The 15889-nt window shown below is 71.5% G+C and carries 12 protein-coding genes and 1 pseudogene; 9 read left to right on the forward strand and 4 right to left on the reverse strand.

What is annotated here, in order from left to right:
• Positions 1-83 precede the first annotated feature (83 nt).
• On the forward strand, positions 84-1259 hold the full coding sequence (locus AB0H21_RS39535; protein WP_358526975.1) for an endonuclease Q family protein: 1176 nt from the start codon (positions 84-86) through the stop codon (positions 1257-1259).
• A gap of 1 nt (position 1260) precedes the next feature.
• On the opposite strand, the gene AB0H21_RS39540 is transcribed toward AB0H21_RS39535, so the two are convergent.
• Both AB0H21_RS39540 and AB0H21_RS39545 read right to left on the reverse strand, forming a co-directional pair.
• Positions 1261-2223 (reverse strand): hypothetical protein, encoded by a 963-nt coding sequence (locus tag AB0H21_RS39540; RefSeq protein ID WP_358526977.1) that lies wholly within the window; start codon positions 2221-2223, stop codon positions 1261-1263.
• 152 nt (positions 2224-2375) lie between these two features.
• Entirely contained in the window at positions 2376-2756 is a 381-nt protein-coding gene (locus AB0H21_RS39545) for a helix-turn-helix domain-containing protein (protein WP_358526978.1), read from the reverse strand.
• Between the two features lie 142 nt (positions 2757-2898).
• Here AB0H21_RS39545 and AB0H21_RS39550 point away from each other — a divergent pair, with 142 nt between their 5' ends.
• The 8 genes from AB0H21_RS39550 to AB0H21_RS39585 all read left to right on the forward strand — a co-directional run bounded on the left by AB0H21_RS39550 (position 2899) and on the right by AB0H21_RS39585 (position 14023).
• Entirely contained in the window at positions 2899-3306 is a 408-nt protein-coding gene (locus AB0H21_RS39550) for a RidA family protein (RefSeq protein ID WP_358526979.1), read from the forward strand.
• A gap of 136 nt (positions 3307-3442) precedes the next feature.
• Entirely contained in the window at positions 3443-5362 is a 1920-nt protein-coding gene (locus AB0H21_RS39555; RefSeq protein WP_358526981.1) for a GAF domain-containing protein, read from the forward strand.
• A gap of 146 nt (positions 5363-5508) precedes the next feature.
• Complete coding sequence (locus tag AB0H21_RS39560; protein WP_358526983.1) at positions 5509-6801, forward strand: hydroxymethylglutaryl-CoA reductase, degradative; 1293 nt, start codon at positions 5509-5511, stop codon at positions 6799-6801.
• 6 nt (positions 6802-6807) lie between these two features.
• Positions 6808-8871 (forward strand): hydantoinase/oxoprolinase family protein, encoded by a 2064-nt coding sequence (locus AB0H21_RS39565; RefSeq protein WP_358526984.1) that lies wholly within the window; start codon positions 6808-6810, stop codon positions 8869-8871.
• A 15-nt stretch (positions 8872-8886) separates the two neighbouring features.
• The gene (locus AB0H21_RS39570; protein WP_358526985.1) at positions 8887-11061 is read left to right on the forward strand and encodes a hydantoinase B/oxoprolinase family protein; all 2175 of its coding nucleotides are present in this window, start codon (positions 8887-8889) and stop codon (positions 11059-11061) included.
• Complete coding sequence (locus AB0H21_RS39575; protein WP_358526987.1) at positions 11058-12308, forward strand: CoA transferase; 1251 nt, start codon at positions 11058-11060, stop codon at positions 12306-12308. The genes AB0H21_RS39570 and AB0H21_RS39575 overlap by 4 nt, the downstream gene beginning before the upstream one ends.
• Complete coding sequence (locus tag AB0H21_RS39580; protein WP_358526989.1) at positions 12309-13091, forward strand: enoyl-CoA hydratase-related protein; 783 nt, start codon at positions 12309-12311, stop codon at positions 13089-13091.
• Positions 13088-14023: a hydroxymethylglutaryl-CoA lyase gene (locus tag AB0H21_RS39585; protein WP_358526990.1), complete on the forward strand. Its 936-nt coding sequence runs from the start codon at positions 13088-13090 to the stop codon at positions 14021-14023. The genes AB0H21_RS39580 and AB0H21_RS39585 overlap by 4 nt, the downstream gene beginning before the upstream one ends.
• On the opposite strand, the gene AB0H21_RS39590 is transcribed toward AB0H21_RS39585, so the two are convergent.
• Together AB0H21_RS39590 and AB0H21_RS39595 are read right to left on the reverse strand one after the other, a co-directional pair.
• On the reverse strand, positions 14004-15338 hold the full coding sequence (locus AB0H21_RS39590; RefSeq protein ID WP_358526992.1) for a GAF domain-containing sensor histidine kinase: 1335 nt from the start codon (positions 15336-15338) through the stop codon (positions 14004-14006). The two genes, AB0H21_RS39585 and AB0H21_RS39590, sit on opposite strands and share 20 nt — an antisense overlap.
• Positions 15335-15889 (reverse strand): annotated as a pseudogene (locus AB0H21_RS39595) (hypothetical protein); the annotation flags it as partial. The gene AB0H21_RS39590 and the pseudogene AB0H21_RS39595, both read right to left, overlap by 4 nt.

Genomic DNA, 15889 nt, shown 5'->3' on the forward strand with positions numbered 1-15889 from the left:
ATTCAAAGCATTCCCGGGCCTGCAGCAAGGACAGCGACCTGGAGCATTTGACCTGGTGGGCCCGGCGAAAAGGCGTCACGTTATTGGGCACGGGTGACTTCACGCATCCGGCCTGGTTCGGCGAACTGCGCGAGAAACTCGTCCCCGCCGAGCCCGGCCTGTTCCGGCTGCGCGATGACCTGGACCGCGCGGTCTCCGAGACCCTCCCCGCCGCGGTGTCCGGCGCGCCCGTCCGGTTCATGCTCTCCGTGGAGGTCTCCACGATCTACGCCCAGGGCGACCGCTCCCGCAAGATCCACCACTTGGTGTACATGCCGGACTTCGAGGCCGCCGAGGCGTTCAACCGCCGGCTCGGCCGAGGCGCCGACCTGAGCTCCGACGGCCGACCCATCGTCGCCCTGACCTCACGCGAGCTGCTGGAGGCGACTCTGGGCAGCCGCGAGGGCGCCTACCTGGTGCCCGCCCACGTCTGGACGCCCTGGTTCGGGGTGTTCGGCTCCAAGTCCGGCTTCGACACGCTCGAAGAGGCCTACGCCGACCTCACCGACCACATCTTCGCCCTGGAGACCGGCCTGTCCAGCGACCCGGGCATGAACTGGCGGGTCTCCGCCCTCGACCGCTATCGGCTGGTCAGCTACTCGGACGCGCACTCACCGCCCATCGTCGGCCGTGAGACCACCGTCTTCGACACCGAGCTGGACTACTACGCGATCCTGAACGCGCTGCGCACCGGCGACGGCCACGCCGGGACGATCGAGTTCTATCCGGAGGAAGGCAAGTACCACCTCGACGGCCACCGCAAGTGCGGCATCCGGATGGACCCGCGCGAGACGCGCCGCCACGGCGGCGTCTGCCCCGTGTGCGGAAGAAAGCTCACGGTCGGCGTCCTCAGCCGCGTCGACGACCTGGCCGACCGGCCCCCAGGGTCCCGCCCCACCGGCGCGGCGGGCTTCCAGAACCTCGTCCCGCTGCCGGAGGTCGTGAGCGAACTGTTCGGCGTGGGCCCGAAGAGCAAGAAGGTCCGGACGGAGGTCGACCGGCTGGTCTCCGCCATGGGCCCCGAGCTGGCCATCCTCGAAGAGGTGCCAGTGGGCGACATAGCCGTCCACTCTCCGCGCCTCGCCGAGGCCGTCAGCCGCCTGCGCCAGGGCCAGGTCACCAAGCAGCCCGGCTACGACGGCGAGTACGGCGTGATCCACGTCCTCGCCCCCACCGACCCGAAGCTCCCCGAACCCGACGCCGCGGCGACCCTCTTCTGAGCTACTCGGCGACCTCCCCACCGGCGTTGGTGTAGAGGACGTACGCCCAATATCCAAAATAGGGGGATGAGATGTACCGCTTGCCGTCGGCGGCCACCACCAGGCTGACAACGCCGTCGACGTAGCCCAGCCTCCTGGTGGCGTTGTACTTGATGATGAGCGGGCCGCCGATCGCCCCGTCGGACAGCTTGCAGGGGAAGCCGATCTGGAAGTTCACGCCGTACCGGGGCAGCGGCTTGGTGGCCGTCGACGGCCCGGCGCAGTACCCGGGCGCCTGCCGGGACCCGTAGCCGAACGCCGTGTAGACCTGCGCCGCCTTCTGGTCCCAGGTGAAGCCCTGACCGCCGACCGCGTCGCCGAGCCTGCCCGCGTCCGTCCAGTCGTCCCCGTCGCGCTTCAGCCCGTCGTACACGGACACGAAGGCGACGTCGAAGTCGAAGTCACCGTTCTTCGAGAAGCGGTTCCAGACGTACCCGGCCTTCCCGGCGTACACCCCGTACGGCGCCTGGCCGCGGTTGTACCCGGGGACGAACACGAGCGACTTCACGGCCGCCCTGCCGACGACGTCGTACACGCAGTGCCCCGCGGTCATGACCAGATCGCGCTCGGGACCCATCACCGACGTCGCCGCGCAGGTGTAGTCCTTGCCGCCGCGCGTGAAGAAGATCCGGCCGATCGTCTTCGGCATGCCCGCGACCGCAGGAGCCTTCCCCTTGACCTTCCCGATGCCGCTCGCATCCCCGGTCGGCAGCCCCGGGTTCCTGACCTTCTTGACCGGCACGGCCACCGCCACCTTGGCGGCCTTGAACCGCGCCGGCGTCCAGCCCTGCACGGTCTTCCGCACGGACGTGACGTTCACCAGCGAGACCTTGACGGAGGCAGGGTCGTCCGCGGCGGCCTTCGCGGGCGCCGTGACCGTCGCCAGGCCGGAGGCCACAACCGCGGCCACAATCAGGGGTGACACGATCCATCGCCGGCTCATCGCACTCCTCGGGCGCTAGGGGGCAGCGCAGGCGATCCTAACGAACCTTGATCGAGGACCGGTCCAATTCCATCCGAATGCTGACGGTGCGTCTGGAAACGTGGTCCCCAAGATCGTTCTGTGACCTCCGGCCTTCAGGCGTCGAAGCGCCGGCGGGCGGTGTCGATGTGACCGAGGTACCGCTGGGTCCAGCCGCACATTCCATCGACCGTTGCCCGCAGGGCTTGGCCCGGCTCGGTGAGGGTGTACTCGACCCGCGGCGGCACGGTGGGGTGCACCGTCCTCGCGACCAGGCCGTTGCGCTCCAGCATGCGCAGGTTCTGGGTGAGCATCTTGTGACTGATGCCCTCGACCTCTTCCCGCACCTCGCTGAAGCGCAGGGTGCGCTCACTGAGAGCCTCGATGATCAGGAGCGCCCACTTGTTGGCGACGTCCGAGAAGATCTCCCGCGCCAAGGAGTCCGCGCGTCTCAGGTCCGCTTCCTCGGGTGAGCCCCTGAACTGTTTGGTCACCATCAGGTTCCCCAGTCACTGAAAAGTGCGTTCTTCCATGTCAGCGAACACTCTCTTACAGTTCCCGAGTAACCACAAGAGACCACGAGTGTCCGGATCGGCGGACGCGGGCCCACAGGCGGGCCCGGACAAGGAGGCAGGCAGCATGGCCATCACCCTGGTGAACCCCAAGAAGTTGCCCGAAATCGAGGTCTACCGGCAGGTGTCGATCGCATCAGGGGCGAGGCTCGTCTTCATCGCCGGTCAGGTCGCCTGGGACGCGGAGGGGGTCACCGTCGGCGAAGGCGACCTCGCCGCGCAGGTCGAGCAGTGCTACCTCAACATCGGCACCGCCCTGGCCGAGGTCGGCGGTTCCTTCGACGACGTGGCGAAACTGACCGTCTACGTCGTCGACTGGACCCCCGACAAGATGCCCTTGCTCCTGGAGGGGATCTCCCGGGCGGCCGCGAGGCTGGGGGTCACTCCGGTCCCACCGGCCACGCTGCTGGGCGTTGCGGCACTGGACGTCCCCGACCATCTGGTCGAGATCGAGGCCACCGCAATCCTCGACTGAACAGATGCTCTCGGCCACTCCGACCAGCGTGCTCAGGCACACATCGGAATGACTCTGCCGGAGGCCGCGATGACGGCGCCCGGGTAGCGGCCATGTCCATACCGGCAGGTGGGACGGGACCCATATGCTCGGAAACATGGTATTGCCCGCGCAGCGGGCGCTGGTCCCTCTGGAGTCGGTGCTCGGACTGCTGGACCTGCTGCTCGATGAGACGGCCGACGAGCAGAGCGCCGTCGCACCGCTCGCCGAGTCGCTCGACGGCGCCGAGCTGACCGGCGTGCTGCGGCGGACGCGGCGGGTGCGGGCGACGCTGGCGCGGTGGCGTCGGCGCGATCAGGAGCTGTCCGCGCTGCTGTCCAGCGCGCGTGAGCTGGCCGAGCTGCGCGATCTTGACGCGCTGCTGGACCGCTTGGTGGCCCGGGCGCATGACCTGGTGGGCACTGACGTGACGTATCTGTCGGAGTTCGACCAGGAGACCGATGAGTTGCGGGTGCGCTCGACGCTGGGCACGTTCGCGCCCGAGTTCCGCCGGCTTCGGGTGCCTCCGGGGAAGGGCCTGGCCGGCAAGGTCGTGTCTACGCGCAGCCCGCAGTGGACGACGAACTACGACCACTATCTCGACGTCCCGCATGACGCGGAGATCGACGAGGCCGTGCAGGCCGAGGGGCTGGTGTCACTGCTCGGTGTGCCGCTGGTGGCGGGAGACCGCGTGCTGGGAGTGCTGTTCGCGGCCAACCGCGACGAGCACGCGTTCACTCCCGAGGAGATCGCGCTGCTGTCGGCGTTCGCCGACCACGCGGCCGTGGTGTTGCAGACGGTGCACCTGCTGGCGCAGGCCCGCGCGTCGGCCGAGGCGGCGCGGGCGGCCAACGAGGATCTCGCGCGCACCATGGCGGCGAGGGAACGCGCCAGTGCGGTGCATCAGGACCTCACCAATGCGGTGCTGCGCGGGGGCACCGGGCACGAGGTGGCCCGGACGCTGGCCGCCTCGCTGGGGCGGTCGGTGGAGATCTTCGACCGCGACCTGGCCCCGCTCGCCTCGGCGCGGACCGATGCCTCGCGGGAGTCCTCGCCCGTGACCGCGCACGTACGCGCCGCGGTCGAGCGCAGCCGCACCACGGGGCGGTGCGTGTTCCTGGACCCGTTGGATGACGGGGCGTCTGTCGTGGTCGCCGTGGTGGCCGCCGAGACGCTGCTCGGCGCGATCCTCGTCGGCCACGGCGATCTCGCGCTGGGCTCGGTCGAGCGGCGCACGATCGAGCGCGCGGCGCAGATCGTGGCCCTGCTGGCGCTGAAGCGGGAGGCCGTCGCCGAGGCCGAGGAGCGGGTGCGGGGAGAGCTGATCTCCGACATCCTGCTGGGCGACGGCGCGCACTGCGAGGAGCTGATGTTGCGGGCCCGCGCCCGCGGGGTCCGTCTGGAGTCGCTGCGCATGGTCGTCGCGGTGCTGGTGCCGCGTGACCGGCGCAGAGCGGCCGTGCAGACGCTCGGCACCTGGCGCCCCGGGCTGCTGGCCGGTGAGCACGCGGGCTGTGTGGTCGTGTTGACGGACGCGGCCGACCCCGACAGCGCGGCGACCGAGGTCCGTGAGTGTGTGCGGCCGCTGACGGGGGCGCCGGTGCTCGTGCTGGCCGACGCGCCCGTCGCCACTTGGGGCGAGCTGGGCGCCCGGTTCGAGCCGCTGCGCCAGTGCGCCGAGCTGCTGCACGGCATGGGCATCCAGGACACGGCCGTCAACGCGGCGGCCTACCAGCCGTATCTGGCCCTGTTCGGCGCCGGGCGCGACGGGATCGTCGCGTTCACCGAGGCGGTGCTCGGGCCGGTGCTGCGCTGGGACCGTGATCATTCGACCGACCTGGTGAAGACGTTGCGCACCTACGTCGACTCGCACTGTAGCCCGGCGCGGGCGGCGCGAGCGCTGAACGTGCACATCAACACGGTCAACCAGCGGCTGGACAGGATCACCCTGCTGCTCGGCCCCGCGTGGCGCGAGCCGGAGCCGTTCTTTCGCGTCACCGTCGCCGTACGTATGCACGCCCTCGCGACCGGTCTGTGATCTACGTCGATTCACACATGGCAATGGCTTCAACGGCGTGTGGTTCACCCATGGGCCCGGCGTTCCGGTCGGACCTAACCTTCCGCACAAGCCGATTGCGTTTCGGCTCGATCATCAGCCTGTTTCGGCGGTATGCGGGAGGCATCGTGGGTGTTCACAGCCGGCTGACGGGGTTGCGTGACCTGTCGCCCGGGGCGCGGCGGGCCCTCGCCGCGAAGAGCGCGGGGCTCGATCCCGGCGCGCTCGACGTACTCGATCCGGCCGCCGGGCTCACCCTGGACCAGGCCGACCACATGATCGAGAACGTCGTCGGGGTCCTCGGGGTGCCGGTGGGCGTGGCCACGAACTTCAGAGTCAACGGATCCGACGTCCTGGTGCCGATGGCGACGGAGGAGCCGTCGGTGGTCGCCGCGGCGAGCAACGCCGCGCGCATCGCCCGCGTACACGGTGGCTTCGCCACGACGTGCTCGGCGCCGATCATGCAGGCGCAGGTGCAGGTGCTGGGCGCGGCCGATCCCCACGGGGCGCGGCTGCGGCTGCTGGAGGCGCGTGGCGAGCTCGCCGAGCTGGCGAACGCGCAGGACCCGCGCCTGGTGGAGTTCGGCGGCGGCGTACGGGACATCACCGTACGGCTCGTGCCGTCGGGTGAGGACGTCTACGTCGTGCTCCACCTGGTGGTCGACGTGCGGGACGCGATGGGCGCCAACGCGGTGAACACGATGGCGGAGGCCGTGGCGACCAGGGTGGGTGAGATCGCCGGGGGCCGCACCCTGCTGCGGATCCTGACCAACAAGGCGGACCTGCGCCTGGCCAGGGCACGCGCCGTCTTCGACGCCGAGGCCCTCGGGGGCTCGCAGGTGGTGCGGGACATCGTGCACGCGGCGGCGCTGGCCGAGGCCGATCCGTACCGGGCGGCGACACACAACAAGGGCATCATGAACGGCGTCACCGCCGTGGTGCTGGCGACGGGCAACGACACCCGCGCGGTCGAGGCGGGCGCGCACTCCCACGCGGTCGCCCCGGACGGCCGCTACACCTCCCTGTCCCACTTCGAGCGTGACGCCGAGGGCAACCTGTCCGGCTCCCTGGAACTGCCCATGCCGGTCGGCCTGGTCGGCGGGGCCACGAAGGTGCACCCGGTGGCGCGCGCGGCGGTGCGGCTGCTGGGGGTGCGAACCGCGAGCGAGCTGGCCGGCATCGTCGCCGCGGTCGGGCTCGCGCAGAACCTCGCCGCGCTGCGGGCCCTGGCCACCGAGGGCATCCAGCGAGGACACATGTCACTGCACGCGCGCAACGTGGCGGTGACCGCGGGCGCGAGCCCCGAGGAGATTCCCACGGTGGTCGCGCGCATGCTCGCCGCCAAGGCGGTACGCGCCGACCGTGCCGAGCAGATCCTGGCCGAGCTCCGCGCCGGAGCCGGTGCAGCCGAAGGAGACTGAGCAGCCATGGTTTTGGACGTGGGCATCGACGTCGGGGGCACTTTCACCGACGCCGTCGCCATCGCCGACGGCCGCGCCGTGCGCGGCAAGGCGTTCTCGACGCCGGACGTGACCACCGGCATCCTCGCCGCGCTGAGCATCCTGCGCGAGCAGGTCGGGCTGAGCGAGGCGGAGTTCTACCCGGCGATCGACCGGTTCGTGCTCGGCAACACCATCGTCACCAACGCGGTGGACGAGCAGAAGTACGCCCGGGTGGGGCTGCTGACCACCCAGGGCTTCCGGGACACGCTGCGGATCGCCCGCTCCGCGCGTACCGACGAGCGCGACTCGCACAAGCTGGCGCCGCCGCCGGACATCGTGGACCGGCGTCTGATCGTCGAGGTGCCCGAACGCGTCGACGCGCACGGCACCGTGCTGGTGCCGCTGTCGCCCGGCGCCGTGCGTACGAGCGTGGAGCAGGTGCTGGCGGCCGGCGCCGAGTCGATCGCGGTGTGCCTGCTGTGGTCCTTCCGCAACGACGCGCACGAGCGGGCGATCGCCGATCATCTGCGCGAGCACCACCCGGACGTGCCCTACTCGCTGTCCAGCGCGCTGACGCCGGTGTACCGGGAGTACGAGCGCATGGTGACGACGGCGCTGGACGCGGCGGTCAAGCCGATCGTCGCGACCCACTTCCAGCAGCTCGCCGACGCCCTGGCCGCCAGGGGGCTGCGCACCAGGGTGCAGATCATGCAGGTCCACGGCGGGTTCCTCTCGGTCGAGGAGACCGCGCGGGCGCCGATCTCGATGTTCAACTCCGGCCCGGTCGGCGGGGTGACCGGCGCGCGCCTGCTCGGCATGCGGCTGGGCCGGCGCCGGGTGCTCACCGCCGACATGGGCGGTACCAGCCTGGACGCCGCCGCGATCATCGACGACGAGCTGCGGGTGCTGCCGCGAGCCGAGATCGGCGGGCTGCCCACCAGCCTCACCGCGGTGGACATCGAGACCATCGGCGCCGGGGGCGGCAGCCTGGGCTGGATCGACGGCCGTGGGGTGCTGCGCGTCGGCCCGCACAGCGCGGGTTCCGTGCCCGGGCCCGCCTGCTACGGCAAGGGCGGCGAGCGTCCGGCGGTGACCGACGCCGCGCTGGTCATGGGGCTGATCAACCCCGAGTACTACCTGGGCGGGACGGTCACCCTGTCGCCGGGCAAGGCGCGCGAGGCGATCCGGCGGCACCTCGCCGACCCGCTCGGGCTGTCCGAGGACGCCGCCGCGCACGGCATGTACCGGCTGGCGACCTCGCAGATGGCCAACGCGCTCCGCAAGATCACCGTCAACCGCGGGCACGATCCCCGTGAGTTCGCCCTCGTCGGCTTCGGCGGCGCCTGCGGACTGTTCGCCGCCGCGATCGCCGCCGAGACGGGAGTGGGCGAGGTGATCATCCCGCGCAACGCCGCCGTGTTCTCGGCGTACGGGCTCATGCACGCCGATTCGGTCTTCTCCGCGGTCCAGACCAGCCCGTGGACGATGGACCAGCCGGCCGAGGCGCTGGAGAGGGAGTTCGCCGCCCTGGAACAGCGGGCGCGCGACTGGTTCGACGCCGAGGGCATCCCCCAGGACCGCCGCGCGGTCTTCCGTGAGGCCGACATGAAGTTCGTCGGCCAGATCTTCGAGGTGACCACGCGCCTGCCCGAGGAGCCGTTCCGGGAGAGCGACAAGGAGACGCTGCGCCGCCGGTTCGTGGCGGACTACGAGGCCGAGTTCGGCACCGGCACCGCGTGGACCGAGGCCGAGGTGCTGCTGGTCAACTCGCGGGTACGGGCGGTCGGCCGCACCGAGACGCAGGCCGTGACCGAGACCCCCGGCCAGGAGCGGCACACCGTCACCACGCGGGAGGTCGTCGAGCCGCTGACCGGCCACCGCCGCCACGTCGAGGTGCACCGGGGGTTCGGCGCGCTCGGCAAGGCCGAGGGCCCGTGCCTGATCGAGGAGCCCGACACCACCGTCTACGTGCCGCCGGCCGCGGCGGTCGAGGTCATCGACGGCGGGCACTTCCTCATCCGCCTGAACCACGGCGGCGACGCCGCCTGATCGAAGGAGACCCCCGTGAGCTCACCGACGTCCGACGACTTCGACCCGGTCACGCTGGAAGTGATCCGGATGCGCCTCGACTCGATCGTCGAGGAGATGGGCATCGCGATGATCCGGTCCTCCGGATCGCCCGTCATCACCGAGGCCGGTGACTTCAACACCGCGCTGTTCGATCCCGAGGGACGCATCTACGCGTACTCGGACTACGTGCAGTTCCACATCGGGTCGGGCAGCGTCGCCGTCCGTAACCTCGTCGAGGTCATCCGGGGCGAGCCGTTGTATCCGGGCGACGCGTTCATCTGCAACGACCCGCACACCGCGGGGGCGAGCCACCCGCCCGACACCAACGTGATCTCCCCGATCTTCCAGGGCGCGGAGCTGATCGGCTGGGCGCAGTCGCAGGCGCATCTGCTCGACGTCGGGGGCATGACCCCCGGCGGCTTCGCGCCCGGCGCGTACGACTGCTACAGCGAGGCCCTGCGGCTGCCGCCCGGAGTCAAGGTCTTCGAGCGGGGCGAGCCGGTCGAGTGGGTCCGGCGGATCCTGCTCAACAACGTCCGTGTCCCCGTGCCGTACTGGAACGACGTGCGCAGCCTCGTCGCGAGCAACAACACCGGCATCCGCCGGTTGCTCGCCACGATCGCCGAGTTCGGGCTCGACCGCTTCCGGGCGTACACGCGGCGCAACTTCGAGATCGCCGAGCAGGTCGTGCGCGACCGGCTGGCCCGGCTGCCCGACGGCGTGTGGGAGGCGGAGGAGTGGACCGAGCACAACGGGCACACCGACGATCTCTACCGGGTCCGGTGCACGCTGACCAAGCGCGGCGGCCAGGCCACGCTGGACTTCACGGGGTCCAGCCCGCAGACCGACGGGTTCGTCAACTGCAGCTACGGCGCCCTGGTGGGCAGCGTCGCCACCGCCCTCGTGCCGATCCTGGCGTGGGACGTGCCGTTCAACGAGGGCGTCATGACGGCCTTCGAGGTGGTCGCCGAGCCGGGGAGCATCGTCAACCCGCGCCCGCCGGCGCCGATCAGCAACGGCCACCTCACCACCGGGGCCCGCGTGAGCAGACTGATCACCAAGCTGTTCAACGAGCCGTGCCGGGCCAGTGACGACCCCGTGCTCCGGGAGCGTACGCAGGGCGTCTGGGCCGACTCCTGGACGGGCGGGATCTCGGCCGGAACCCGTGACGACGGCGAGTACTTCGTGCTGTTCAACATGGACGGCGGCGGCATGGGGGCCGGCGCCCAGCCCGAGGCCGACGGCCTGGACTGCGCCGGAATGATGACGCAGATGAACAACATGCTGCCGGACGTGGAGATGAACGAGATGCTCTACCCGGTGCTCTACCTGTGGAAGCGGCTCTCCCCCGCCAGCGCGGGCCACGGCGCGCACCGGGGCGGCCTCGGCCACGAATTCGCCTGGACACTGCACGGCGCGAGCGAGGTGACGCAGACCGTGTTCGCGCCCAGCGCCCAGGTGCCCGCCGACGGCTACGGGGGCGGCCTGCCCGGCGGCGGCAGCGGCCACCTTCTGTGCCGCGACACCGACGTGTGGCGGCTCATGTCCGGCGGCGCCGTCCCCACCGAGGAGAACCTCTCCGCGGCCAGCAGGCAGTTGCTGGACATCAACCAGTACGACCTCACCGTCCGGCGCGGCGACGTCTTCGTCCAGTGGATCGCCGGTGGAGGCGGTTACGGCGACCCCCTGCTGCGCGACCCGGCGCGGGTCGCACAGGACGTCGTCGACGGCTACGTGACCGCGGCCGTGGCCGAGCACGTTTACGGCGTGGTGCTCGACGGCGACCATGCCGACCAAGCCGACCTTGCCGCCACTTCCGCGCGCAGGGCCGCGCTCCGCGCGGAACGGCTGGGCGGCACATCCCCCGCGGCGGCGGTCCCGGACACGATGATCGGCGTCGCCGGAGCCTCCGTCCCGCGCCGGGGGCGGGACGGCCACTGGTACTGCCCGGCCAGCGGGGCCCTGATCGGCACCGCCGACGACTGGCACGACGACGCCGTGATCCGGACCCGTCCCGCCGCCGAACGCCTCGCCGAACTCGGCGTGCGGATCCGGCCCCGGTCCGGAGAGCCCGCCGTCCTGCTGGACGAGTTCGTCAGCCCGGCCTGCGGCACCCTGCTGGAGACCAGAGTACGCGTGGCCGCGCCGGAGGAGGTGGGCGCCCGATGATCGCCGAGACCTGGGACGGCGACGACCCCGCCCCGGCGGAGCGCGGGCCCCTCGCCGGAGTCGTGGTGCTGGACATCACCCGGGTGGTCGCGGGCCCGTTCTGCTCGATGATCCTCGCCGATCTCGGCGCGACGGTGATCAAGGTCGAGCGGCCGACCGACCCGGACTACGCCCGCGACTTCCCCCCTCATCTGCCGGCCGCCGACGGGAGCACGTTCAGCGCGTTCTTCGCGCAGTACAACCGCGGCAAGCTCGGGCTCACCCTCGACCTGGCGACGCCGGACGGGCGAGACCTGCTCAAGCAGCTCGTGCGCCGGGCCGACGTGCTGGTGGAGAACTTCCGGCCGGGCACCATGGACAAGCTCGGCGCCGGGCCCGCCGTCCTGCGCGCGGAGAACCCCCGCCTGGTCTACACCGCCATCTCCGGCTTCGGCCAGACCGGGCCGTACCGGAGCAGGCCGGCCTACGACAACTCCGCGCAGGCCACCGGCGGCCTGTGGTCGATGAACGGCTACGCCGACCGGCCCCCCGTCCGGGTCGGCACGATCATCGGCGACCTGTCGGCCACCCTGTACGCCGTCATCGGCACCCTGGCCGCCCTGCGGCACGCCGAACGCACCGGCGAGGGCCAGCTCGTCGACGTGTCGCAACAGGACTCGGTGCTGTCGCTGACCGAGAACGCGGTCGTGTCGTACACGGTGAACGGCGAGGTGCCCAGGCCGCTGGGCAACCAGCACCCGTTCGTCCGCCCGTACGAGCTGTACCCGTGCAGGGACGGGTACGTCTTCTTCGGTGGCTACACCGACAAGTTCTGGCGGCTGACGTGCGCGATGTTCGACCGTCCCGAGCTCGCCGGTGACCCGGAGATCGACACCATGGCCAAGCGGTTCGACCCCGATGTCTACTCCAACCGGGTTCGTCCGCTTCTGCTCGACTGGTTCGCGTCACGCACCCGCGCCGAACTCGAAGAACTGGCCGGCGACCAGGTGCCGCTGAGCGCGGTCAAGACCATCGCGGAAGTGGTGGACGATCCACAGATCGCCGCGCGCGACATGATCGTCGACGTCGAGTACCCGGACTTCGGGCCGTTGCGGATGTTCGGCCAGCCGATCAAGCTCGACGTCACCCCCGCCCGCCCGCGTACGCTCGCCCCGCGCCCCGGCGAGCACACCGACGCCGTACTGCGGGGCCTGCTGGACCTCTCCCCGCAGCGGATCGCCGAGCTCCGCGCCGCGGGGGTGATCTGATTGACCATCGGCTTCGAGCGGGACGGGTCCACGGCCATCATCTCCTTCGCCCGTCCCGCCAAGCTCAACGCGCTGACCCTGGCCATGTACGACGAGCTCGCCGACGCCTTCGCCCGGGTGCGGGACGACGACACGATCGCCGCGGCCGTCCTCACCGGCGAGGGAGAACGCGCGTTCTGCGTCGGCGCGGACCTGGGCGAGTCGATCCCCGCGCTGGCCGAGGGGCGGTTCGACATCTCCCGCTGGGACGGCGCGCACCAGAAGCACACCAGCCTGTTCAAGCCGGTGATCGCCGCGGTCAACGGCCTGTGCCTGGGCGGCGGGTTCGAGATCATGCTCTCCACCGACCTGCGGGTCGCGAGCGAGGACGCCGAGTTCGGCCTTCCCGAGCCGGGCGTCGGAGTGGTACCGGCCGGGGGCACACTCGCCCGGCTGACCCGGCAGATCCCGTACGCCTGGGCCATGCGGCTGCTGCTGCTCGGCGAGCGCGTCCCGGCCGCCGAAGCGCTGCGAATGGGCCTGCTCAACGCCGTCGTCCCGGCGCAGGAGGTGATGCCGACGGCGCTCGCGTGGGCCCGCCGGATCGGCGGGCTGTCCGGCACCGCGGTCGCGACGATCAAGCAGGCCGTCCTGCGCCTGGGCGACCTCCCGCTCCACCAGGCGTTCCACGCCGAGGCGCTCTACGGGCAGCGGGCGTTCACCTCACCCGACGCCCGGGAAGGCCTGGCGGCCTTCGCCGCCCGCCGACCACCCGAGTTCCCCTCACGCAAGGGGCAAGGGTGAACCGCTACGGAGTCGACCCGTTGCCCAGCCTGCCCGGCCGGATAACGATCTGGGAGGTAGGGCCACGGGACGGCCTGCAGAACGAGGCCGCGATCCTGCCCGTCGAGGTGAAGGTCGAGCTCGTCGAGCGGCTCGCCGACGCCGGGCACACCGTCGTGGAGACCACCTCGCTGGTGCACCCGAAATGGGTGCCGCAGCTCGCCGACGCCGAAGAGGTGCTGCGACGGCTGAAACGGCGCGACGGCGTGCGCTACCCGGTGCTCGTCCCGAACGAACGCGGCCTGGACCGGGCGATCGGCCTCGGACTCACCGACATCGCCGTCTTCGCCAGCGCCACCGAGTCCTTCGCCAGGGCCAACCTGAACCGGACCGTCGCCCAGTCGCTGGAGATGTTCGCCCCCGTGGTCGCCCGCGCCCGCGAGGCGGGCCTTGGCGTACGCGGCTACCTGTCGATGTGCTTCGGCGACCCGTGGGAGGGCGAGGTGCCGCTCCCCCAGGTCGTCGCGGTCGCGACGCGGCTACTCGCGCTCGGCTGCACCGAGCTCGGCCTCGGCGACACGATCGGCGTCGCGACCCCCGGCCGGGTCGCGGCGCTGCTCGACGCCCTGGTGGGCGCCGGGGTGCCGGTCGGACGGATCGGCGTGCACTTCCACGACACCTACGGCCAGGCCCTGGCGAACACCCTCGTCGCGCTCGGCCGCGGGGTCACCACGGTCGACGCGTCCGCCGGCGGCCTCGGCGGCTGCCCCTACGCCAAGAGCGCCACCGGCAACCTCGCCACCGAGGACCTGCTCTGGCAACTGGCCGGACTCGGCATCGACACCGGCGTGGACCTGGGCAAACTAGTCGAGACAAGCGCCTGGCTCGCCGCGCGTCTGAACCGTCCGAGCCCTTCGCGTACGGTCCAGGCCCTCACGCCGTCCGCGGGTTGAGCGGGAGACGGAGGACGAAGCGTGCTCCGCCCGAGGACGCGTCCTCGGCGTGGAGGGTGCCGTGGTGCGCGTGGGCGATGTCACGGGCGATGGCCAGGCCGAGCCCGGTGCCGCCGCGGTCGCGGCTGCGGGCGGTGTCCAACCGGGTGAAGCGCTGGAAGATGTGCTCGCGCTCCGCCGCGGGCACACCCGGGCCGTCGTCGGTGACGCTGAGCTCGGCCATGTCCCCGGCGCGGCGCACCGTGACCACCACGTCGCGCGCCGCGTGCCGTTGCGCGTTGTCCAGCAGGTTGTCCAGCACCCGGCGGATCTGTTCCGGGACGGCGTCGGTCGTCACGCCGGTGGTGAGGTCGAGCCGTACCGGGTGCGGATCACCGGTGCGGCGCGCGGTTTCGGCCTCGGCCAGTGCGGCCAGGTCCACGGGCTCCAGGGCGGCGGGCGGTGTCGCTCCGATCCGGGTCAGCAAGAGGAGGTCGCTGATGATGGCCTGCAGCCGGTCCACGTCGCCCAGGGTGTGTTCCAGCAGCTCGGCGAGGTCGGTCTCGCCGGGGTGAAGTTGCGCCTCCTCCAACGTGGCCCGTAGCCCGGCCAGCGGGGTGCGCAGTTCGTGCGAGGCGTCGGTGGTGAAGCGCCGCTGGCGGTCGAGCGCCAGCTGCAACGACGCGGTGACGCGCTCCAGTTCCTCGGATATCGTGTGCTCGCGGGTGTAGCGGCGGGCGTTGTCGACGCATACCGCGGCGCGGCCGACCAGTTCCTCGGCCAGGGCGAGGTCGTCCTCCTCGAACGCGTCCTTGCCCGTGGCGCGATAGAAGCTCACCACCCCGAGCATGACGCCCCGGGCCCGCATCGGCACCGTGATGAGCGAGTGGATGCCCTGCTCACAGATTCTCTGGCCGCGCTCGGGATCCTGTCCCAGCCACCCGAAGGTGCTGGACAACACCGGGCCGAGCACCGGCTGCTCGGTGGCGAGGCTGCGCCCCACCGGCGTGAACGGGAGCGGGTGAATGAGCGCGCCGAGCTGGTACAGAGCGGCCCCCTCCTTGATGCCCGCGAAGGCTACCCGGCGCAGCCCCGCGTCCGTGCTGCCGGGCTCGTCCCCCCGCAGGACGGGGTCGGTCAGGTCGACGGCGGCGTAGTCCGCGAACCGGGGGACGGCGACCTGGGTCAGTTCCTCGGCGGTCTGGGTGACCTCCAGGGTGGTGCCGATGCGAGAGCCCGCGTCGCACAGCAGGCTGAGTCGCTCGCGCGCCCGCAGAGCGAGCCGGCCGATGCCCGGCTCGCTCACGGCGAGCAGCCACCCCTCGGTTCCGTTCATCTTCTCCCGTTCAGCCGAGCCTCCTGGCCGTCGGTGAGCCACGCCTTCACCGCGATGGCGGTGGAACCGATGATCGGCTGCGCCACCAGCGTGGCCGTGCGGCCGTCCGTGAGGGCCATCCTCACCACCGCCGCCCGGCCCTGCGCCACCAGCCTCACCGCGGCGTCCTCCAAGGCGAGCCGATCACGGCGGCACAAATCCAGAGGCGCGGAACCCGTCGCGGCGCCACCATCCGGCGCCCGGAGGAACTCCTCCATCAGGGCCCGCTCGCGTTCGGCCGCCATCTCGAACAATCGCCGCTCGACCGCGGCGGCCGATCGCCGGGCCAGGACCATCATCTCCGCGTTCGCCGTGTCGTTCGGGCCCACGACGCTGATCACCCCGTCCACCCGCCCGCTGAGCGGGTGGCGTATCGGCGCGCCCACGCCGGTGAGGCCGCGCAGTTCCTCCGCGAAATGCTCATTGCCGGTGACCTGGCAGATCCGCCGTTCCACCAGCGCCGAGCCGAAGGCGTTGGTGCCCATGTCCGCCTCGGCGTAACGGAACCCGGG

The organism is Sphaerisporangium sp. NPDC051011 (assembly GCF_040653595.1).
Taxonomy (GTDB): Bacteria; Actinomycetota; Actinomycetes; order Streptosporangiales; family Streptosporangiaceae; genus Sphaerisporangium.

Excerpts from the sequence above, each read along its gene's own strand:
- AB0H21_RS39550 (WP_358526979.1), top strand. The coding sequence starts at position 2,899 with ATGGCCATCACCCTGGTGAACCCCAAGAAGTTGCCCGAAATCGAGGTC.
- AB0H21_RS39545 (WP_358526978.1), bottom strand. The coding sequence starts at position 2,756 with ATGGTGACCAAACAGTTCAGGGGCTCACCCGAGGAAGCGGACCTGAGA.
- AB0H21_RS39555 (WP_358526981.1), top strand. The coding sequence starts at position 3,443 with ATGGTATTGCCCGCGCAGCGGGCGCTGGTCCCTCTGGAGTCGGTGCTC.
- AB0H21_RS39590 (WP_358526992.1), bottom strand. The coding sequence starts at position 15,338 with ATGAACGGAACCGAGGGGTGGCTGCTCGCCGTGAGCGAGCCGGGCATC.
- AB0H21_RS39575 (WP_358526987.1), top strand. The coding sequence starts at position 11,058 with ATGATCGCCGAGACCTGGGACGGCGACGACCCCGCCCCGGCGGAGCGC.
- AB0H21_RS39565 (WP_358526984.1), top strand. The coding sequence starts at position 6,808 with ATGGTTTTGGACGTGGGCATCGACGTCGGGGGCACTTTCACCGACGCC.